General features: G+C 33.8%; 22 protein-coding genes. 21 read left to right on the top strand and 1 reads right to left on the bottom strand.

Annotated features, from left to right (window positions below):
• Position 1 precedes the first annotated feature (1 nt).
• The 19 genes from nusA (at position 2) to T513_RS0101470 (ending at position 15,548) form a co-directional block, all read left to right on the top strand.
• Entirely contained in the window at positions 2–1,363 is a 1,362-nt protein-coding gene (gene nusA, locus T513_RS0101560) for a transcription termination factor NusA (RefSeq protein ID WP_031588626.1), read from the top strand.
• Positions 1,364–1,374: 11 nt separating this feature from the next.
• The gene (gene rnpM, locus T513_RS0101555; protein WP_029070483.1) at positions 1,375–1,629 is read left to right on the top strand and encodes an RNase P modulator RnpM; all 255 of its coding nucleotides are present in this window, start codon (positions 1,375–1,377) and stop codon (positions 1,627–1,629) included.
• Entirely contained in the window at positions 1,619–1,924 is a 306-nt protein-coding gene (locus T513_RS0101550) for a L7Ae/L30e/S12e/Gadd45 family ribosomal protein (protein WP_029070484.1), read from the top strand. Before rnpM ends, T513_RS0101550 begins: the two co-directional genes overlap by 11 nt.
• A gap of 2 nt (positions 1,925–1,926) precedes the next feature.
• Complete coding sequence (gene infB, locus T513_RS0101545; RefSeq protein ID WP_029070485.1) at positions 1,927–3,777, top strand: translation initiation factor IF-2; 1,851 nt, start codon at positions 1,927–1,929, stop codon at positions 3,775–3,777.
• Positions 3,777–4,112 carry a 30S ribosome-binding factor RbfA gene (gene rbfA, locus T513_RS0101540; RefSeq protein WP_029070486.1) on the top strand — a complete coding sequence of 112 codons (336 nt, stop codon included), beginning with the start codon at positions 3,777–3,779 and terminating at the stop codon, positions 4,110–4,112. Before infB ends, rbfA begins: the two co-directional genes overlap by 1 nt.
• A 110-nt stretch (positions 4,113–4,222) precedes the next feature.
• Entirely contained in the window at positions 4,223–5,347 is a 1,125-nt protein-coding gene (gene nagA / locus T513_RS0101535) for an N-acetylglucosamine-6-phosphate deacetylase (protein ID WP_031588625.1), read from the top strand.
• 2 nt (positions 5,348–5,349) lie between these two features.
• The gene (locus T513_RS0101530; RefSeq protein ID WP_029070488.1) at positions 5,350–6,228 is read left to right on the top strand and encodes an aldose 1-epimerase family protein; all 879 of its coding nucleotides are present in this window, start codon (positions 5,350–5,352) and stop codon (positions 6,226–6,228) included.
• A gap of 62 nt (positions 6,229–6,290) precedes the next feature.
• Positions 6,291–6,770: a hypothetical protein gene (locus T513_RS0101525; protein ID WP_031588624.1), complete on the top strand. Its 480-nt coding sequence runs from the start codon at positions 6,291–6,293 to the stop codon at positions 6,768–6,770.
• Positions 6,760–7,470, top strand: a complete 711-nt coding sequence (locus T513_RS0101520; RefSeq protein ID WP_031588623.1) for a pseudouridine synthase — start codon at positions 6,760–6,762, stop codon at positions 7,468–7,470. The genes T513_RS0101525 and T513_RS0101520 overlap by 11 nt, the downstream gene beginning before the upstream one ends.
• A gap of 23 nt (positions 7,471–7,493) precedes the next feature.
• Positions 7,494–8,153: a tRNA (guanosine(46)-N7)-methyltransferase TrmB gene (gene trmB / locus T513_RS0101515; RefSeq protein WP_031588622.1), complete on the top strand. Its 660-nt coding sequence runs from the start codon at positions 7,494–7,496 to the stop codon at positions 8,151–8,153.
• Positions 8,146–8,472 (top strand): thioredoxin family protein, encoded by a 327-nt coding sequence (locus tag T513_RS0101510; RefSeq protein WP_029073119.1) that lies wholly within the window; start codon positions 8,146–8,148, stop codon positions 8,470–8,472. The genes trmB and T513_RS0101510 overlap by 8 nt, the downstream gene beginning before the upstream one ends.
• A gap of 1 nt (position 8,473) precedes the next feature.
• On the top strand, positions 8,474–9,079 hold the full coding sequence (gene ytpR, locus T513_RS0101505; RefSeq protein ID WP_031588621.1) for a YtpR family tRNA-binding protein: 606 nt from the start codon (positions 8,474–8,476) through the stop codon (positions 9,077–9,079).
• Positions 9,076–9,828 (top strand): hypothetical protein, encoded by a 753-nt coding sequence (locus T513_RS0101500; protein ID WP_051550748.1) that lies wholly within the window; start codon positions 9,076–9,078, stop codon positions 9,826–9,828. The genes ytpR and T513_RS0101500 overlap by 4 nt, the downstream gene beginning before the upstream one ends.
• Complete coding sequence (gene acpS / locus T513_RS0101495; protein WP_035876438.1) at positions 9,828–10,163, top strand: holo-ACP synthase; 336 nt, start codon at positions 9,828–9,830, stop codon at positions 10,161–10,163. Before T513_RS0101500 ends, acpS begins: the two co-directional genes overlap by 1 nt.
• 68 nt (positions 10,164–10,231) lie before the next feature.
• Entirely contained in the window at positions 10,232–10,570 is a 339-nt protein-coding gene (locus T513_RS0101490) for a single-stranded DNA-binding protein (RefSeq protein ID WP_029070495.1), read from the top strand.
• Positions 10,571–10,582: 12 nt separating this feature from the next.
• A complete protein-coding gene (gene lepA / locus T513_RS0101485) occupies positions 10,583–12,388 on the top strand; it encodes a translation elongation factor 4 (protein WP_031588619.1) in 1,806 nt (601 codons plus the stop codon).
• 93 nt (positions 12,389–12,481) lie between these two features.
• A complete protein-coding gene (locus T513_RS0101480) occupies positions 12,482–14,536 on the top strand; it encodes a penicillin-binding transpeptidase domain-containing protein (protein WP_031588618.1) in 2,055 nt (684 codons plus the stop codon).
• 197 nt (positions 14,537–14,733) lie between these two features.
• On the top strand, positions 14,734–14,883 hold the full coding sequence (gene rpmG / locus T513_RS0101475) for a 50S ribosomal protein L33 (RefSeq protein WP_029070498.1): 150 nt from the start codon (positions 14,734–14,736) through the stop codon (positions 14,881–14,883).
• Between the two features lie 35 nt (positions 14,884–14,918).
• Positions 14,919–15,548, top strand: coding sequence for an MBL fold metallo-hydrolase (locus T513_RS0101470; protein ID WP_029073116.1), 630 nt, complete (start codon positions 14,919–14,921; stop codon positions 15,546–15,548).
• Here T513_RS0101470 and T513_RS0101465 read toward each other — a convergent pair.
• Positions 15,520–15,960 (bottom strand): transposase, encoded by a 441-nt coding sequence (locus T513_RS0101465; protein WP_269082090.1) that lies wholly within the window; start codon positions 15,958–15,960, stop codon positions 15,520–15,522. The two genes, T513_RS0101470 and T513_RS0101465, sit on opposite strands and share 29 nt — an antisense overlap.
• On the opposite strand from T513_RS0101465, the gene T513_RS12625 reads away from it, so the two are divergent.
• Both T513_RS12625 and T513_RS0101460 read left to right on the top strand, forming a co-directional pair.
• A complete protein-coding gene (locus T513_RS12625; protein WP_080703073.1) occupies positions 15,946–16,143 on the top strand; it encodes a protein NO VEIN domain-containing protein in 198 nt (65 codons plus the stop codon). The two genes, T513_RS0101465 and T513_RS12625, sit on opposite strands and share 15 nt — an antisense overlap.
• Before the next feature lie 439 nt (positions 16,144–16,582).
• Positions 16,583–20,269: a hypothetical protein gene (locus T513_RS0101460; protein WP_155266051.1), complete on the top strand. Its 3,687-nt coding sequence runs from the start codon at positions 16,583–16,585 to the stop codon at positions 20,267–20,269.
• The last annotated feature ends 10 nt before the right edge of the window (positions 20,270–20,279 follow it).

The following is a 20,279-nucleotide window of genomic DNA, read 5'->3' as shown; positions in this document are numbered from 1 at the left end:
AATGGCTAGAAAAAAAGTGGATGCTGCAACTAAAGCATTTATTAAAGCACTTGATGCACTTGAAGAAGAAAGAGGCATTACAAAAGCAACTGTTCTTGATGCTTTAAAGGAAGCGTTGGAAAAATCATATAAGAAGAACTATCTTGGTCCTGATTCAATTGTTAATGTTGAAATTGATGAAGAGACAGGAAAAATCAGATTATTTGAAATCAAACATGTCGTTGATGATGTCATGGATGAAGATTATGAATTATCTGAAGAAGAAGCAAAAGAAATTGATCCTAAATATGAAGTAGGGGATGATGTTATTACTGAAGTATCTCCTGAAGTATTTGGTCGTCTAGCTGCCATTCAGACTAAGCAGATTCTACGTCAGAAGATCAGAGAAGCTGAAAAAGAAGCACTTTATAATGAATATGTAGATAAGAAAGATGATATCATTACTGGTATTGTTGATCGTGTAGAAGAAAGATTTGCCATTATCAATATTGGTAAAACTGGAGCATTGCTTCCTCTTAATGCTCAGATTCCTGGAGAAGTGATCAATGAAGGTCAGCATCTTAAGGTTTATGTAAGTGATGTTGAAAAGACAACTAAGGGTACACATATTGGTGTATCAAGAACTGAACCTGGTCTTGTTAAGAGATTATTTGAAATGGAAGTTCCTGAAATCTATGATGGAACTGTTGAGATCAAATCTGTTTCAAGAGAACCTGGTGAACGTAGCAAGATTGCGGTATTTACTGATAATGAAGATATCGATCCAATCGGAGCTTGTGTAGGTCCTAAGGGAACTCGTGTTAGAAATGTTGTGACTGAACTTAATGGAGAAATGATTGATATTATTTCTTGGGATGAAGATCCTATTACATTCATCTCTAATGCTTTATCTCCAGCTCAGGTAGCTACTGTTAAGATCAATGAAGAAGAAAACAGCGCATTAGTTGTTGTTCCAGATAATCAGTTATCATTGGCTATCGGTAAGAGAGGTCAGAATGCAAGATTGGCTGTAAGACTTACTGGATGGAAGATTGATATCAAGTCTGAAAGTGAAATTGCTGAAGAAGGTATTGATCTTGATGCTGATGAAGCAATGAACAATGAATTGCTTGCAGCTATGGAAGAAACTCATCAGGATGATGCTTTAGTAGCTGAATCATTTGATGAAGAATCTTTTGATGAAGAAGAATCAATCAATGTTGATATTGAAGCTTTAAGAGAAGAACATGAAGAAGAAGATACTGATTATGTAAAGGTTATTGCTGAAGAAGATGAAGCTTTTGAAGAAGAAAATGAACCTGAATATGATCCAAAGTTCGATGAAGACATTGATTATGATGAATATGACAAGTATTATGATTAATAGGTGATCTTATGAAAAAAATACCTTTAAGAAGATGTGTAGCAACTGGGGAACAGCTTCCTAAGAAGGAACTGATTCGCGTTGTGAAAAATAAAGAGGGAGACGTTTTTGTAGATCCAACAGGAAAACAGAATGGGCGCGGTGCTTACTTGAAGAAATCTGAGGAAGCTATTGCGCTTGCAAAAAAGAAAGGTGTTCTTAATCGTACACTAGGAATTGAAGTTCCTGATGAAATCTACGAAGAACTATTAAAATATGCAAAATAAACAAAATATCTTAAATTTTCTAGGACTTGCAGAAAGAGCAAGAAAACTCTCTACTGGTGAATCAGCTTTGAAGGCTGTGCAATCAAAGACTGCCAAGCTTGTGATTGTCGCTGAAGATGCTGGTCCTAATACGAAAAAGAAGTTCCATGACAAATGTGCCTTCTATGAAGTGGACATTATGGAATGGGGAACAAGTGCAGAATTATCGCAGGCAATTGGTAAAATTAATCGTATGGCTATTGCGATTGAAGACCAGGGCTTTGCGAAGAAGCTTAAAGAAAAGTTAGGAGGTTAATTATGGCAAAGAAGAAAATTGTAAAGAAAAAGGGAAATAATAGAAAAAAGAAGATGGTTTCCAACTTTCCTAACAAGAAAGAAGAAAAGAAAATCTTAAATGATGGCATTGTTGAATATGAAGATGGCATCACAGTAGAAGAATTAGCTGAAAAGATTGGACAGACACCTGCCAATGTCATTAAAGTGTTATTTATGCTTGGGACAATGGTCACTATCAATTCATCATTGACTGATGAACAGGTAGAATTAATTTGTCTTGAATATGGATATGAAGCTAAGAAGACAGTAAAGGTTACTGAATTGAACTTTGAAGATCTTGAAATCAATGATGATCCTGCTGATCTTGAAACATGTCCACCAGTTGTTACAATTATGGGACATGTCGATCATGGTAAAACAACATTACTTGATAGAATCAGACAGTCTAAGGTCGTTGAGGGTGAATTTGGTGGTATCACTCAGCATATTGGGGCTTATCAGGTTCCAGTTAATGGAAAGAAGATCACTTTCTTAGATACTCCAGGTCATGAAGCATTCACTGCCATGCGTGCTCGTGGTGCTCAGGTTACTGATATTGTTATTATCGTTGTTGCAGCTGATGATGGTGTAATGCCTCAGACAAGAGAAGCGGTAGATCATGCTAAGGCTGCTGGTGTACCTATCATTGTTGCAGTTAATAAGATTGATAAAGAAGGCGCAGATCCTGAAAGAATCAAGGCTGAAGTAGCTGAACTTGGTCTTATGCCAGAAGACTGGGGTGGAGATGTTGTATACTGCAACATTTCAGCTAAAAAAGGAATTGGTATTCAGGAACTTCTTGAAACAATTACTATTGTAGCAGAAATGTCTGAATTAAAAGCTAACCCTAAACGTTATGCTTATGGTACAGTCATTGAAGGTCGTCTAGATAAAGGTAGAGGTCCAGTTGCTACTTTATTAGTACAGAATGGTACTTTAAGAACTGGTGATCCAATTGTTGTTGGTTCTACTTTCGGTAGAGTAAGACAGATGCTTGATGATACAGGAAAGCCTATCAAGAAGGCGGCACCTGCTACTCCAGTGGAAATTACTGGTTTAAATGATGTTCCTGAAGCAGGAGATCGTTTTATGGTATTTGAATCTGAAAAAGAAGCGCGTCATATCGGTGAAGAACGTGCTAAGATCAAGCAGGAAAAAGAAAGAAATGCGACAAGTGCTATGTCACTTGATGACTTATTCAACCATATCAAAGATGGTGAAGTCGCTAACTTGAATGTCATTGTTAAAGCGGACGTAAACGGTACTGCAGAAGCTGTTAAGGGTTCACTTGAAAAGATTGATATTGAAGGTGCAAAGGTTAATGTTATCCGTTCTACAGTAGGTGCTATTTCTGAATCTGATGTTCTTCTTGCAAGTGCATCACGTGCAATTATCTATGGTTTCAACGTTCGTCCTGATGCTAACGTTAGACGTAAGGCTGAAGAAGAAGGTGTTGAAATCAGACTTCACAATATCATCTATAAGATGGTTGAAGAAATTGAATCTGCTATGAAGGGTATGCTTGCTCCAGAATATGAAGAAAAGGTTACTGGTGAAGCAGAAATTAGAACAATCTACAAGGTATCACGTATCGGTAACATCGCTGGATGTTATGTCACTGATGGTTTTATCAGAAGAGATTGTGGTGTCAGATTGATTCGTCAGGGTGTTGTTGTTTATGAAGGTAAACTTGGTTCACTTAAACGTTTCAAGGATGATGCAAAAGAAGTGGCACAGGGATTTGAATGTGGTTTAACTATTGAAAACTACAATGATATCAAAGAAGGAGATATCGTTGAAGGTTATATCATGGAAGAAGTTGAACGCGACTAATGAAAAAAATTAAAACAGAAAGAATGAATACTTTTATTCTTAGAGAATTATCTTTAATCTTAAGAAATGAAGTAAAAGATCCACTTGTAAAGAACTGTACAATTACAGCAGTAGAAGTTACTAATGATCTTTCTTATGCAAAAGTCTATGTTACATTTATGAATCATTCTAAACGTGGTCTAGAAGCATTACAGAGATCTAAAGGATTTATTCGTTCTCAGTTATCTAAAAAATTAAATGTACGTAAATGTCCTGAACTTAACTTTGTGAAGGATGAATCACTTGAATACGGTAATCACATTGAAGAATTACTTGCCAACCTTAATAAAAAATAATTGATGAGAAGGATATGAAATTCATATCCTTCTTTTTTGCTTTCACATAAAGAAATTATGTGACTATTAATAAGATGAAGATGCTATAATATGAAAAGGAGGAAGTATTTATGGAATGTATTATTAATAGTAAATTAATTCTCAAAGATGAGATTGTAAATATGAATCTTTATTTTGAAGATGGCATCATTAAAGAAATCTCTAATCGTGTACCTTGTGATGAAACAATCATCGATGCTGCCAATAGCTACGTTTCCCCAGGTTTTGTAGATATACATACCCATGGTCGTGGTGGTATTGATACGATGGATGTCACTACAGATACGATTGATCAGCTTTCTAATGCACATCTTAAGACTGGTGTCACTACCTTTTTGCCAACGACAATGACAATGCCTGTTGAACGTATTTCTCAAGCTATTGATGTCATAAGTCAGATGAAGGATAAAGTAACAGGAGCCAAGATTGGCGGGGTTCACCTTGAAGGACCATTTATTAATAAGATCTATAAAGGTGCTCAAGCTGAAGACTGTATTATTGAGCCAACCTTGGATAATTATAAGAAGTTGACTGCTCATCATGAATTAGTCAAGAAGATTACCTTAGCACCAGAAGTTGTAAAAGATAAAGAACTGATTCCTTATTTAACAAGTCAGGGAGTAAGTGTCTCTATTGGACATACAAATGCTACTTATACTGAAGCATTAAAAGCTATAGAAGCTGGTGCTAATTCGACAACACATACTTATAATGCGATGACACCATTGAAACATCGTGATCCTGGAGTAGTTGGTGCAAGCATGCTTCATGATGTCTATGCGGAACTGATTCTTGATGGTGTTCATGTCAGTTATCCAGCAGCTACTATTCTTTATAAAATGAAAGGACCTGAACATCTTGTGCTTATTACTGATTCATTAGAAGCCGCCAGCATGGAAGATGGCGTTTATCATTTAGGGGGACAGGAAGTCTTTGTAAAAGATGGCCAGGCAAGACTTAAAGATGGAACCTTGGCTGGCAGTGTCGTAGCGATGAATGAGGCCATTAAGAATGCACGTGATCATTTAGGCATGAGTTTATGTGAAGCAATCAATTGTGCATCACGTAATCCAGCCAATTGTATTCATAATGAAAAGATAGGTCGTCTAGAAAAAGGATGTCAGGCGGATTTTGTGTTCTTTGATGATGATCTTACTATCAATCAGGTTTATATCAATGGAGAAAGAAGGCTATAATAATGGTGATATTAAAAAATAATTATTTACAGGTAGAATTAGATCCTAAGGGTGCAGAAATTGCGAAAGTGATTGGCAATGAAGATCATATCAACTATATGTGGAAACAGGATCCTTTATTATGGGGACATAGTGCACCTATCTTATTTCCAATTGTAGGAGCTTTAAAGAACGGCAAGACAAATATTGAAGGAAAGTCTTATTCCATGAATCAGCATGGCTTTTCTAGAAATAGTGTTTATGAAGTAGAAGAAAGTGATGATACACATGTTGTTTTTCATCTTCATGAAAACGAAGAAACCAAAACAATGTATCCTTACAGCTTTGATCTATATGTCACTTATACATTAGAAGATAATATATTAAAGGCTGATCTTGAAGTAGTCAACGAAAGAGATGATCATATCATGTTCCAGATCGGTGGACATCCTGCTTTCGCTTGTCCATTTATGGAAGGGGAAAGTGCTAATGATTATTATGTAGAGTTCTCTCAGAATGAAACTGTTTCATCAAAGGTCATTTATCCTGCAAGAGGTGGCATGTCACATGAATTAAAGCCTTTATTTGAAAATGAAAGACGTTTCTTTATAAGACAGGCACTCTTTAATTCTGATGCGATTGTTGTGCCACATTTTAAAAGTGAATCTGTCGCATTGAAATCTATCAATCATGATAAGTCATTGGTATTCCATATGGAAGGATTTGATCATCTGGGATTATGGACAAGCAACCATGTCGGTGGACTCTTGGCTATTGAACCATGGGTAGGTCATACTGACTATGTTGATTTTAATGGAGAGTTCAAGGATAAAGAAGGTATTGTGACTTTGAATAAAGGGGAACGTTTCCATTGTCAATTTAAAATTGAAATTAATCAGTAGAAAGACTAAAACAATTAGTCTTTCTTTTTATTTTCATGCTATAATTAGTAAAGGTGATAAAAATGAAAAAACTACTGCTATTCTTTTTGTCTATTATTCTATGTACAGGATGTACGAAATCATCATCCGATGTTAATCAAAAACAGCTAGATAGATACAATAGTGTTGTGAAGACACTAAAAAAAGGGCATGCTGATACAGAATGTCCTTGTGATATTAAAGTGAAGTACTATAAGCTTGGTAATTATTACAGTTATAATGTTATTATCGATAATCCTAAAGAGAGTATGTATAATATCCAAGCTTTATCGTATAGTCCTGAAATCAAGGATGAATATCATCCATCGATTGGGTTCTTTGATAGTCATCCTTATCATCTTGTTTTAAATAAGATAGATAAAAAGCAGTATTTCTATAAAGGAATTGCGATTTCTGGTAGGGTGTATAAGAAAACGAGCATTAGAGTTTTTATTCGCTATTATGAAGATAAGGATCATAAGAAGATGAAAACTTCATATAAGGAGATTGTAAATGAGAATTGATAAGTTTTTAGCGAACACTAAGATTGGCTCTCGAAAGGAAGTCAAGACTTTCCTGAAGAAGGGAAGAGTGAGTGTGAATGGTGAAATCATCAAGAAAGATAAGACACAGATTGATCCGTTAAAGGATATCATCGCTTTCGATGGTGAAGTGATCCATTATAGTCAATTTGAATACTATATGCTCTATAAGCCTGAAGGTTATATTAGTGCGACAAAGGATGATAGTCATCCGGTTGTATGTGAACTTATTCCTTCAATTCATGAACTTTTTCCAGTAGGAAGATTGGATATTGATACAACGGGACTTTTGATTATGACTAATGATGGTGAACTTGGTCATCTTTTGACGGCACCAAAGAAACATATTCCTAAAGTCTATGAGGTTCTTGCAGATGGTATTGTCAATGAAGAAGATCAGGAAGTCTTTAAAAAAGGAATTCCTCTTAAGGATTTTACGACACAATCAAGTGATTTACGTATTATAGAAGTTAAAGAGAATAAGACGAAATGTCATGTGACAATCCACGAAGGCAAGTTTCATCAGGTCAAAAGAATGTTTGTCTATATTAAAAAACCTGTCCTTTCTCTTAAGCGTATCCAGATGGGGGATGTAAAACTTGATTCATCTTTAAAGAAAGGGGAATATAGACCTTTAACTACGGATGAAATCAATAGCTTATATGGTAAAACTATGTTATAATAGGAAAGTATTTGGAGGTACTCATGAGATTAAGAAATAATCCTGAAGCATTAGACTATTTATTATCCCAGGAAGGACTAGTATATATAAATCCCACTGACGTGAAAGGGAAGTGGCATGAGATTTTTGGTAATGATAATCCTATTTTCATTGAAATTGGTATGGGAAAAGGAGATTTCATTTTAGAAAATGCAAAAAGATATCCTGATAAGAACTTTATCGGGATTGAAAAATATTCAACAGTTTTAACGATTGCGGTCAAGAAAGCTAAGAATGATGAAATTCCAAGCAATCTACGTTATCTTAAAGAAGATGCGGTGAGATTGAATGAAGTATTTGATGATGAAGAAATCGATGGAATCTTCTTGAATTTCAGTGATCCTTGGCCTAAGAAGAGACATACAAAGAGACGTTTGACTTATAAGAGTTTCTTGGATGTCTATAAGAAGCTTATTAAAGATCAGGGTCATCTTGTTTTTAAGACAGATAATCGTGGCTTGTTTGAATATTCTTTATCTTCATTTGCGAACTACGGTTTAACTTTTGAAGATATCTGTCTGGATCTTCATCATTCTGAAGGATACGATGATAATATTCAGACTGAATATGAAAGAAAATTTTCACCACGTGGACCTATCTATAGAGCTGATGTGGTGGTAGATAAGGAGAAGATTCGTGGATAAATTAATTGCGATTACATCATTAGAAGCGTTTGAAGAAGCAATAAAGAATCAGTCAATTATCATGTTTAGTGCTGACTGGTGTCCTGATTGTATTTTTGCAAAAACATTTATGAATGATATTGTAGATGAAAATAAAGATTTCACTTGGTATTATGTTGATCGTGATCAGATGATAGATTTATGCATTGATCTTAATATCCTTGGTATTCCTTCGTTTATTGCCTATAAGGATGGTAAAGAGGTTGCCAGATATGTTGATAAGTTAAGAAAGACACGTGAACAAGTGCAAAAATTTGTGAATGAAGTAAGGGGAGAATAACATGAATTTACATGCTTTTTATAGAAAAGAAAGCGTTGGAGATATTTTACTTGTAAGATTATTTAATGAAGGAACTACTGTTTCTTATGAGAAGAAAGATGATCTTGTAATCTTGAAGGATGATGAAAAAGTTATTGGTTATAATGTTCTTAATGCATCAATGCATTTTGATCATCTTGAAGAAGGCAAAGTTAAGATTAATGAAGCGTTTGTAGAAAGACTTAATCAGTATCTTTCAACTTATAAAGAAGACAGCGTTTCAAGTGACTACGATGATCACTTTGTAGTTGGATATATTACTGAAGTTATGATGCATCCTGAAGCTATGAATCTTCATATTGCACAGGTAGATTTAGGTGATCAGGAAGTACAGATTGTCTGTGGCTCTCGTAATCTTAAAGAAGAAAAGCTAGCCGTTGTAGCATTGCCTGGAGCTGTTATGCCAGATGGTACTGTCATTGAAGCATCTGAATTGATGGGAGTTCCTTCTGAAGGAATGCTTTGCTCCAGAAAAGATTTAGGTCTTAGCGATAAGACTGGTTTACTGTATTTAGATGAAGACGATTACCATGAAGGTGATCACTATTTCGAGGTGATGAAAGGATGAGTTTTTTAAAAGAATGGCTTTTTGGATCCGATGATTTTGACGAAGATGAAGATTTAGATCCTATTCTAGATCCTATCGTTGAAAAAAGAAGAAAAGAAAAGTTTAGTGAACCACTGATTTATAACAGTGAATTTGAAGAAAAGAAAGAACCTGCGCCTAAGGCAGTAAAAGAAGAACCTAAAAAGGTTGTCAAGGAAGTTGAAAAGCCTAAGGCTAAACCTGCACCTGCTCAAGATAAAAGTGAAGAATATGTTATGACACAGATTATTTCTCCTTTTAGTGGTTTGCGTGTCAGTGAAGAAGAAGCACCTATCGTTAAGAAAAAAGCGATTAGAAAAAAGAAATTCAGAACTAATAATGATGAATTGATTCCCGTTATTTCTCCATTCTACGGTCCTGATGAAGAAGAAAATGAAAAGAAGGACTTAGAGGAAACTAAGGAATATAAAAAGTTTGAAGAACCTGCTGTTTCTAAACCAGCAGTTGATGAAACACAGGAAGTTCCAGTTGTTAAGGAAGAAAAGAAAGAAAAGAAAAATGATGAAGTTATCGATTCAGTAGAAAATCGTTTACGTAATATTGCTTCCTTAACTGAAGAAACTCAGGATGATCTTAAGATCATTGAAGAACGTACTGGTAAATTTAAATTAGATTTCAAGACTGAGGAAGATTCCTTGATCGATGAAATTGATGATAATATGAGTCTAGACGAATTGATGAATCTATATGAAAAGAAATTCAAAGAATAATGAATGGCATTGGTGTAGATATTGTCGATCTTAATCGTTTTGATTTAAAAAACGAGAGATTTATTAAGCATATTCTTTCAAGCAAAGAATATGCTTGTTTTATGAAACTAGACTCAGAAAAAAGAAAAAGAGAATTTCTTGGTGGCCGCTTTGCAGGGAAGGAAGCTTATCTGAAAGCTTATCATAAAGGAATTGGCGGTATTGCTTTTCATGATATTGAGATTCTTAATCATGAAGATGGCAGTCCTTACCTAAATGATGAGAACGCCATGATTTCTATTTCTCATGAAAAAGACTACGCTGTAGCGATGGTTGTTGTCAATTCCTGCAAATAGGCTGTCAATTTCTACAAATTTTATTCGTTAACATAAAAATATTCTATGATGTTAGTGGAGGTGTTTTTATGTTTAACGAAGTATTTCTTATAGGAAGATTAGTCGATGTTCCTGATTTTAAGATTTTACAGAGTCCCCATGGAGATGCATTGTTTCATCTCAAGGTAGGTTTGCCTTATGATATGGACCTCAATAGCAAGCCTGAAGAGATTGTTTCAATCGTTTGCTGGCATTCTTTAGCTGAGATGATCAAAGACATCTGTCAGCCTGGAAGCTTTATCTCTGTAAAGGGAAGATTGATGAATATGAAGGGTCAGCCTTTATATGAGCATATGTATATTACTTATATTAAAGCTGAAACAATTCGTGTTCTTGATGAGGAACTAAAAAGTTATTTTTTGAAGTAAAGGAGTTACGATATGATAGATCAATCATTGATTAGAAACTTTTCCATTATTGCCCATATCGATCATGGAAAGAGTACATTAGCTGATCGTATTCTTCAGTTAACGGATACTGTAAGTGATCGTGAAATGAAAGATCAGCTGTTAGACAATATGGAACTTGAAAGAGAAAGAGGCATTACCATCAAGCTAAATGCTGTACAGTTGCGCTATAAGGCCGATGATGGGAAAACATATTTATTTCATTTGATTGATACACCGGGTCATGTCGATTTTTCTTATGAAGTCTCACGAAGCTTAGCTGCTTGTGAAGGTGCCATTTTAGTTGTAGATGCAGCACAGGGTGTTGAAGCTCAGACTTTAGCGAATGTCTATCTGGCACTAGATAATGATCTTGAAATTCTTCCAGTTATCAATAAAATTGATTTACCTAGTGCTGATCCAGATCGTGTCATCAAGGAAATTGAAGATGATATTGGATTACCTGCTGAAGATGCACCTAGAATCTCTGCTAAGACTGGTCTTAATGTTAAAGATGTCTTAGAAGATATCGTCAAGAATGTACCTGCACCTACAGGTTCAATTGACAATCCTACGCAGGCTTTGATCTTTGATTCATATTATGATTCATATCGTGGTGTAATCATTATTGTCTGTGTCAAGGAAGGTAAGATCAAAGTTGGTGATCACATTCAGTTTATGGCTACTGGTGCTACTTATGAAGTAACTGAACTTGGTGTCAATACGCCAAAAGAAGTGAAACAGGATGAACTTGTTACGGGTGAAGTTGGATGGATTGCTGCAAGCATTAAGACAATCAAGGATGTTCACGTTGGTGATACAATCACTACAGTAGAAAATCAATCTGCTGATCCATTGCCAGGTTATAAGCGCATGAATCCAATGGTTTACTGCGGTCTTTATCCAGTAGATAATGCCCGTTATGGTGATTTAAGAGAAGCATTGGAAAAGATTGTTTTAAGCGACTCTTCACTTGTCTTTGAACCAGAAACATCACAGGCCTTAGGATTTGGCTTTAGATGTGGTTTCTTAGGTCTATTACATATGGATGTTATCGAGGAAAGATTAGAACGTGAATTTAATCTTGATCTTATTGCCACTGCACCATCTGTTATTTATCACACTTATCGTACTGATGGGACTATGGTCGCCATTGATAACCCAGCAGATATGCCTGATCCAACTGAACTTCATCATATAGAAGAACCTTATGTCAAAGCCTCTATTATGACACCAGAAGAGTTTATTGGTCCGATCATGGAGCTTTGTCAAAATAAACGAGGGGAATATGTAAATATCGAATATCTTGATGATACAAGAAGAAATGTTATTTATTCTATTCCTTTATCTGAAATTGTTTATGATTTCTTTGATAAATTGAAATCATGTACAAAGGGATATGCTTCATTTGATTATGAATTAGAAGGATATCGTACAAGTCGTCTGCAGAAGATGGATATTATGCTTAATGGTGAAGTCGTAGATGCTTTAAGTACCATTGTTCATAAAGATTTTGCTTATGATCGAGGAAAGATCATCTGTAATAAACTAAAAGAAATTATTCCAAGACAGCAGTTTGAAATTCCTGTTCAGGCAGCATTTAATGGAAAGATTATCGCTAGAACTAATATTAAAGCTGTCAGAAAGAACGTATTAGCTAAATGCTACGGTGGAGATATTTCTCGTAAGAAGAAACTTCTTGAAAAACAGAAGGAAGGAAAGAAACGTATGAAGGCTGTAGGAAGTGTTGAAATTCCTCAGGAAGCGTTCATGGCTATTCTTTCTGTTGATGATGATTAATAAAGACAGAGTATTGACTCTGTCTTTTGTCTTTTCTTAAAGATTGATTTCATACCAAACTTAGGTATAATAGATAAGAGCGAGGTGGTAGGTTTGTTTAATAAAACACCCATTCATTTTCATGGACAACGTGAAATTAAATTAGAAAAACGAAAAAATCTAGAACAGCTGATGCAGAAGCGTTTAAAGATTATGATGATTGTCATTATTGTCATTGGTCTTATCTTCAGTTTGAAGCTTTTTTCTACGCAGATCAGGCAAAAGGACTATTATGATGCTAAACTGACGCAGTACAATACCAATACTTTTCAGGTAGATGCCCAGCGTGGTGAAATAATGGATCGTAATTATAAGCCGCTTGTACAAAACAAGACTGTCATTTGTGCGACTTATTATGCTGTTAAAGGCATCAAGGATGAAGAGATTGATGCAATGACAAAGTTCTTGATGAAAAATGTGAATGTAGATATTTCTGAAGTCACTACAAGACAGAAGAAAGACTTTCTTATAATGAAAGATGAGAAATATGTTACATCATTGATTCCAAAGAAAGAACTCAATGCTATCAAAGGATTAGATAGTGAAAAGAGTGACTTAACTCGTTTGCAGCTGCATTATATTACAGATGATATTCTAAAGAAGAAATTATCTGATGATGATATCAAGTACTATAAGATATTCTATGCGATTAAGTCTTGTACTTCTGGGTCTTCAGTTGTGCTATCTGATATTTCTATCAAGGAAGCAAGTATCATTGGAGAACACAGTGATCTGTTAAGAGGAATTCAGGTAACAAGTGATTGGGAACGTAAGACAACAGATAAGATTTTAAAGAGAACTCTTGGTAATCTTACAACACGTAAACAGGGGCTTCCTTCTACTAAAAAGGATGAACTGATTGCCCTTGATTATACCAATGATGCAAGAGTAGGGACTTCAGGTATTGAAGGTCAATATGAAGATATTCTTAAGGGGGTCAGCTCAACATATTCTATATCTTATGACTCCAATGGAACACCTACAGTCAAACTAAGTCAGGAAGGTACCAACGGTGCCAATATTCAGCTGACAATTGATTGGGATCTACAGAAAAAGATTTCTGATTTTATTGATAAAGAACTTCTTGCTCATCGTAGTGAACCATTTAATGATCATATCTACTGTATTCTAGAAGATCCAACAACGGGTGATATTATCGCCATGGTTGGTAGAGAAATTGATCAGAAGACAGGAAAGATTACTGACTATTCAGCTGGTAACTATTTAAGTGCTTATCGTATTGGTTCTACAATGAAGTCTGCAGTTATTTATACTGCCTTCAAGAATAAAGTTATTAAAGCTAACCATTATGAAGATGATACACCACAAGGTTTAAAGATTGCTGGTACTAAGACAAAGTATTCTTGGAAAAAAGGATTGGGTCATCTTAATGAAGTTTCAGCATTGGCTTATTCATCAAATATCTGGATGATGCAGGTCATCATTAAATTAGCTGGTGGCAAGTATCAATACAATAAGCCATTGAAGATCAATAAGGATGCCTTTACAAAATTACGTAATGGTGCTGGTGAATTAGGACTTGGTGTCAAGACTGGCATCGATGTCGATAGTGAAGCATTAGGATATCGTGGTAATGCTCAGAATGCTGGTAATCTGCTTGATTTCTCAATCGGGCAGTATGATACCTATACAAATATGCAGTTAGCAACTTATGCTACTACATTAGCCAATATGGGGGTTAAAATTACACCTCATCTATATAAGAGCTCATTTACTTATGATGACGATGGCAACATTGTTACCTTGGATACATATCAGAAGAAGATTGTCGATGACATGAGTGATCAAAAGACAGCCTTTAAACAGATTAGAGCTGGTATGAAAGCTGTCATTGATTATGGTACTGTATCTGGTCAATTCAAAGGTTTCCCATATCAGGTTGCGGCTAAGACAGGTACTGCCGAAGACTATACACATTCAGGCAATACCGATTATCCAAACCACTTGTTGATTGGTTATTCAAGTGTTGATAATCCACAGATTGTATGTACAGTTATGGTAGAAAGACAGAAGAATAACAACTCTGCACCATCGGTATGGAAATATGCGGTATCACAGTATTTTGAGAAATATGGCTATAAGAAATAGAAGACCTTTTTAAAGGTCTTCTTTCTTTTTAAAAATATTTACTTGAACATGTAATTTACTCTTGTTTAACGGCTATCTTCAATTTATAATATGCATGTGTATTATGTCTTCATTAAGATAAAAACACGTAAAAAGGACTAGCAATTTCTTAAGTGATATGTTAGTATATAAAAGCAAGTTTAACAGGAGGTGTTAAAATGAGAGAAAACGTAACTTATAAATGTACAGTATGTGGTGAAGAAAACTATATTGGTACTAAGAATAAGAGAGAACATCCTGAAAGACAGGAAATCAAAAAGTATTGTCCAAGATGTCAGAAGAAAACAGTTCACAAGGAAAAGAAATAAGCCTAATGGCTTATTTTTTTATAGGGTAAAGCAAAATGATTCAAACACTTCAAAATGGTATTATGGATGTCAATACGTACATTGTATCCAATGATAAAGAATTGATTGTTATTGATCCAGGGGAACAGGTGGATCTTATTTCAGAGATTATTGACAACTCTCAACTTACTTTTATTGGTATTCTTATTACACATGGACATTTTGATCATATTGCAGGAATTGATCCATTAGTAGAACGTTATAATGTGCCTGTCTACACATCAGCTCGTAATAAGATCATCATACATAATTCAGAATTGAATCTTTCAGATATGATGACTTCTCCGTTTGTACCTGAGGCACCTTTAACGACAACGACACCTCATATGAGTTTGGGTTCATTTGAAATAGATGTTATTGATGCTTCTGGTCATACATTTGGAGATGAAGCATTCTATATTAAAAGTGAAAATGCGTTATTTACCGGTGATGCATTGTTTAAGGGCTGTGTAGGCCGCCATGACTTTCCAACATCTTCCTTGGGCTTTTTAAAGAAGACAATCAGGAGAATAAGAGATCTTCCATTTGATGCAGATATTTATCCTGGTCATGGAGAAAAGACAACGTTATCTTATGAACGTGAACATAATTATTATATTAAAAACGTAGATTGGAATGGCTATTGATGGCATTCCTTTTTATTTTGAGAATTACATTTTCCTTGGTTCCATCGGTACGAATTCCTAATGCGATATGCACTGCTTCCTTCTGCACCGTATCACGTCTAAGAGGCATCATAGTCGCATCAATATAGATTACGGCATATTCGCTTGCCATAGTACGATTCTTGAATGAATCGATGTTGGATATGATTCTGTTTGTGATGTTAGAGACAGTACCCTTTGAGACCTTGGCGCCAAACATTCTATCAACTGCCTCAGTGATCTCACTGTTTGTGAGTCCCAGGTCAAAAAGGTCGATGACGGATCTTTCCGTACCTTCTGTACGTCTCACATATGCAGGAATCAGCGATGACGCAAAAAGTCCAAGTCTGTCTCTTGGCATCTTGATTGTGATTGGACCATACTTCGTATCGATGGTTTTTACTTATCATCTAATGAATTAGAAACTTCAAAGAGAACAGATTCAGAATATTATATTTATCGTGTGTACGATCTTAATAAAGAAAAGAAGACAGCAAAATTGAAGATTTACAAAACACCGTTAACAGATGATGAGTTTAGAGTAGTACCAGTGTCATATAAGGTATATACAAAATAAAAGCTTTATACTTACATTTGCAGATTAAAAAGAGTTATAATTTTAACGTTCCCAATTCCCAGGGATCCACCATTCTAGAGACTTATCAACTCCCATATCCCAATTAACATAGATAAGTCTCATTATTTAACGCAGCAAACTCCCATATGCTGTGTTTTTATTTTTAAACTTAAATGAACCTAAAGAAATTTATTTATTGTTATATAATCCATAAAATAGATATTTACTAAATTTATATTTATAATAAAGATTGTTGAGTGATTATCCGACTCAGCGACGCTCTTATATTGCACTTTGTTGGTTCCTTTGTGCAATGAGATGATGGTTGGTTCCCTGATATCTGTTCTTTTTTTGTATCTTGAAATAGATATGCATAGTGTTTCGGTACCAAATATTGTATAATAATACAAGAATTTTTATGGAAGATATGGGAAAGTATATGAAAAGTAAGTTTGCAAATTTAATTATTTTGACTATTGATGTCTATATTTTGTATGCAATTTTCGATGGATGCTATCATCGAATCAATCCAGTTTTATTAGATTATGGTAATGCCTATCGAAATTTACATGTTTCTAGTGAACTTATGGTAACTGTAATTGTAAGTTATTTACCTGTTTGTGTTGCAGTTGACCAATTCTCTAAATTATTTTCTATAGATAAAGAAAAGCGAGAAAAAATTTGTATATCAACATTGAATAAGATGTCATATTTTATGGTAATATCTTTTATTACGGAAGCATGGATTGCTAAGGTGATTACTATATGTAATGATAACTCAATACATATTTCAAACATTCAAAGCAAAAATGGATTATCTTCTTTTTTAGGGTTGACGATGGGATGGCATATTGTGTTTGGTATAGTAGATTTCTTTTTTATTAAGAGAATGATATTTGGTGAGAATAGAAAAAAAATAAGAAATGATATTCATGCAAATAAAGAAGACCGTAGTTTTAAATGGTTTATGTTGCTACTAGATTTAATATTTATTTTCTTTATTACGTACATCATTACGTACATCTTTTTAACTACCTATAGCAAAGTTAGTTTTGCACCCTTAATATTATTTATACTTTTATTTGTACCTTTAAATGATGGTATCGAAACATTACATAAAATCTTAGAAAGGAAAGATACAATATTTGAAGATGAATTTGAAAGAGTCAAACCGTCTATCTGTCAAGAGTTTAGAAATGCTAAAACAGACATGGCTAATCAGTTAACTGATTTAGAATTACAAGGCGAAGATTCAGTATTAGATATCTTTAATATCATTAAAGATGATAAGATTAGTATAGCATTAAAGGGAATGGATCTTAAGCCATTTATTCCTGATGCTAAGGTGACTTCAAGACTTTCTAAAAATAATGTTTACACATTATATGATTTAAAGAAATATGAAAATGAGAATGACTTGGCTCGTTCTTGTAATATTAGTTTTTCAGATGCAAAGAAATTATTCGAATTTTACAATTCTATAATTCATCAATTAAAGAATGCAAACATGAAATATTTCATGGATTATAATGTTGATTATGAAAATGGATTCTTTGATGATAATGGGATGATTGAAGCTATTTATGGATATAGGGAATTTATTGAAAAAGGAAATGCATTAAATGATTTCTATAAGGTATTTTCTGATTACTATAAGGAACATATTAACGAAGTTGAATTCTATGAAGATGACGTGAAGTTCAGTTTACTGAATGACGAAGATAAAAAACGCGTTATACAGGTAAATGACGAAGTGACTGATTATTTACATAGTGAGGAATTCAAGTTAAATGCCCATATACTCGCATATGATCCAAATAATAATATGCAGGAGATATATCTGGATTTTAAAGATCATCTTGATGAATACTTAAAATTAGCAACTAATATTACTGGTGAGTATTGGTATATAAAGAATTCGCCATTTAACTTTGAAGCTGATAAAGAAAAAAGTCAAATAAAAGCTAAAGAACCAGCTGTTAAAGAAGTGGTTAGGAGAGACAGAGAGTCATATTTTGATATTCTTACATATGATAAAGAGGATCTACAGAAATATCTTGCAACTGCAAAGGAAAATGCAAAAGATGACCTTGATTATGAATATCAATTTATCAAAGACAATAAGATTGACGAAATCTTAGAAGATACTTCATTAGAACAGTTAAAGAGTGTTTCAAGTAAATTGTTTGAAGAGATGAGTAATGAAGGTGTAGAAAGTGTAGATGATCTTTTATCTCGATATGATGAAAATACATTAGCGAAAAGATTTTGTATTCGTGGTAATGTATCGCACACAATCATGAATGAGGCTGAAGAATTCAAAGCAAACTTGAGTGAATCTCAGTTAGAGTATTCAATTGAGCCGAAAGTTGATTTCTATGATGGTTTTGTGGGGGATAATCAAATAATCAAAGCAATATATCATTATAGAGAAGAGATGAAATATTATGATCATATCAAAGAATATTATGATTCCTTTCTTTTGTTTTATGAAAACCATAAAGAATTATTGGAATTGTACGATAACGTTGACGCATATGAAAATTCGGATTTAGATACACAGAAAAACGCAAATATTTGTAATAATGAAGTATATAAGTATTTGAGAACTAAAAAACATAAAACTGCAATGGAACTTACAAGTTCAATTGATGGAGATCCTGAAAAAATTTATAATGATTTCTTTAATCATCAGACTGACTATTTAGATGTTGCAAATTCATGCACTGATGGAAAATGGTCAATATATGATTCTGAAAAAGAGGATACTAAGTATAATTTTCATATTAAAGATTCTTCAAAAGGGCTTAGTAATGCTGACCAAAGTAAAAGTTATTATGAATCCGCTTTAAAACATGAATTAAGAAATACTCTATATACGTTAAACTTAGCATATGATGAATTTTTAAATGCTGAAGGTTATGCGTCGGTAAAAGCACATCAAGAGAATATCAAGAAAGCTGTTAATAATAAGCTTCGTAAATATAATCTTGTAGGTGTACATGATCTTAAGGAGCTTTATGAGGTTGCGTTAAAACGTTATGAAGATTCAGTATCAATCAAGGAACTGGATGATAATCTGTTGTTACTTAAAGAATTAAGTGGTTATAAAGACATATATCAATATATAGTAGCTCACGAACAAAAGAAGAAGAGCATGATTTCTAAAGAATATAATCATGCAGTTGATTTGGCTAATGCCCATAAGTTTGAAGAAGCGTTAATAGTTTGTGAGTCAATATCATCTTATACAAATGTAAATGATCTTCGAAAGAAAATTAATGTATTAAGAGACAACAATGATAAACGTATAGGTTTATATGAATATCTCGTTAATCAGTACACTAATGCAAATACATTAGAAATATATGACAAATTATATTACGCATTTAAAGAATTAGATGGATATAAAGATGCTTATAAGTATATGAATCAATGTAAAAAACATATTGATTCTATGAATGCAATAAAAGATAGAAAAGAAAAGAAATATCAGACAGCAAGAGACATGTATAAGAAATCAAGGACTGTTCAGGATTACTTAAAAGTACAGGATCTCTTTAGTGCTTTACATGGATATAATGATTCTCAGTTCTATTTGGATTCTATCAATAAAGAGATACAGCGTTTAAGAGAGTTATATGCAGAAAAAACAAATAAGTCAGATAACATATTTAAAGATAATGGACTTGGCCCATTATCTGATGAAGAAATACAGGCTATCTTAGCAATGCGTCAGACAAAAATCATAGAAAAAGAAGATATGAGTAATACTTCAGAAGTGTTGAATGATAATCATGACAAGAAGAAAGTAGAAATTGAAGAAGATCATAAACTCATTACTAATAGTATCTTTACGATTAATTATTCAATTACTGATACAAGTTTAGATGACTGTATTTATACAATAGCAATCAAAGATGAGTTTGGTTCTACAATGAGTGATACCAAAGAAATTAATACAAATGATGCTAATCGTAAAGTAACACTTACACTTAAAGCAGGGACAACATTCGATAAAACAAAAGATTACAAGATTGTTCTTATAAACAAGAATAATGGTAAAGTGCTACAAGAAAAGAAGTGTAAAATCGATATTGTATTTACATCAGATTTTGATTTTTAACAGGAGATAA

The organism is Kandleria vitulina DSM 20405, assembly GCF_000702065.1.
Classification (GTDB): domain Bacteria; phylum Bacillota_I; class Bacilli_A; order Erysipelotrichales; family Coprobacillaceae; genus Kandleria; species Kandleria vitulina.
Note: the sequence above shows the minus strand (reverse complement) of the source record. Positions and strands in the feature narration are given on the sequence as shown.

Coding starts and splice junctions, on each gene's coding strand:
- nusA (WP_031588626.1), top strand. CDS start 2: ATGGCTAGAAAAAAAGTGGATGCTGCAACTAAAGCATTTATTAAAGCA.
- rnpM (WP_029070483.1), top strand. CDS start 1,375: ATGAAAAAAATACCTTTAAGAAGATGTGTAGCAACTGGGGAACAGCTT.
- T513_RS0101550 (WP_029070484.1), top strand. CDS start 1,619: ATGCAAAATAAACAAAATATCTTAAATTTTCTAGGACTTGCAGAAAGA.
- infB (WP_029070485.1), top strand. CDS start 1,927: ATGGCAAAGAAGAAAATTGTAAAGAAAAAGGGAAATAATAGAAAAAAG.
- rbfA (WP_029070486.1), top strand. CDS start 3,777: ATGAAAAAAATTAAAACAGAAAGAATGAATACTTTTATTCTTAGAGAA.
- nagA (WP_031588625.1), top strand. CDS start 4,223: ATGGAATGTATTATTAATAGTAAATTAATTCTCAAAGATGAGATTGTA.
- T513_RS0101530 (WP_029070488.1), top strand. CDS start 5,350: ATGGTGATATTAAAAAATAATTATTTACAGGTAGAATTAGATCCTAAG.
- T513_RS0101525 (WP_031588624.1), top strand. CDS start 6,291: ATGAAAAAACTACTGCTATTCTTTTTGTCTATTATTCTATGTACAGGA.
- T513_RS0101520 (WP_031588623.1), top strand. CDS start 6,760: ATGAGAATTGATAAGTTTTTAGCGAACACTAAGATTGGCTCTCGAAAG.
- trmB (WP_031588622.1), top strand. CDS start 7,494: ATGAGATTAAGAAATAATCCTGAAGCATTAGACTATTTATTATCCCAG.
- ytpR (WP_031588621.1), top strand. CDS start 8,474: ATGAATTTACATGCTTTTTATAGAAAAGAAAGCGTTGGAGATATTTTA.
- T513_RS0101500 (WP_051550748.1), top strand. CDS start 9,076: ATGAGTTTTTTAAAAGAATGGCTTTTTGGATCCGATGATTTTGACGAA.
- acpS (WP_035876438.1), top strand. CDS start 9,828: ATGAATGGCATTGGTGTAGATATTGTCGATCTTAATCGTTTTGATTTA.
- T513_RS0101490 (WP_029070495.1), top strand. CDS start 10,232: ATGTTTAACGAAGTATTTCTTATAGGAAGATTAGTCGATGTTCCTGAT.
- lepA (WP_031588619.1), top strand. CDS start 10,583: ATGATAGATCAATCATTGATTAGAAACTTTTCCATTATTGCCCATATC.
- rpmG (WP_029070498.1), top strand. CDS start 14,734: ATGAGAGAAAACGTAACTTATAAATGTACAGTATGTGGTGAAGAAAAC.
- T513_RS0101470 (WP_029073116.1), top strand. CDS start 14,919: ATGATTCAAACACTTCAAAATGGTATTATGGATGTCAATACGTACATT.
- T513_RS0101460 (WP_155266051.1), top strand. CDS start 16,583: ATGAAAAGTAAGTTTGCAAATTTAATTATTTTGACTATTGATGTCTAT.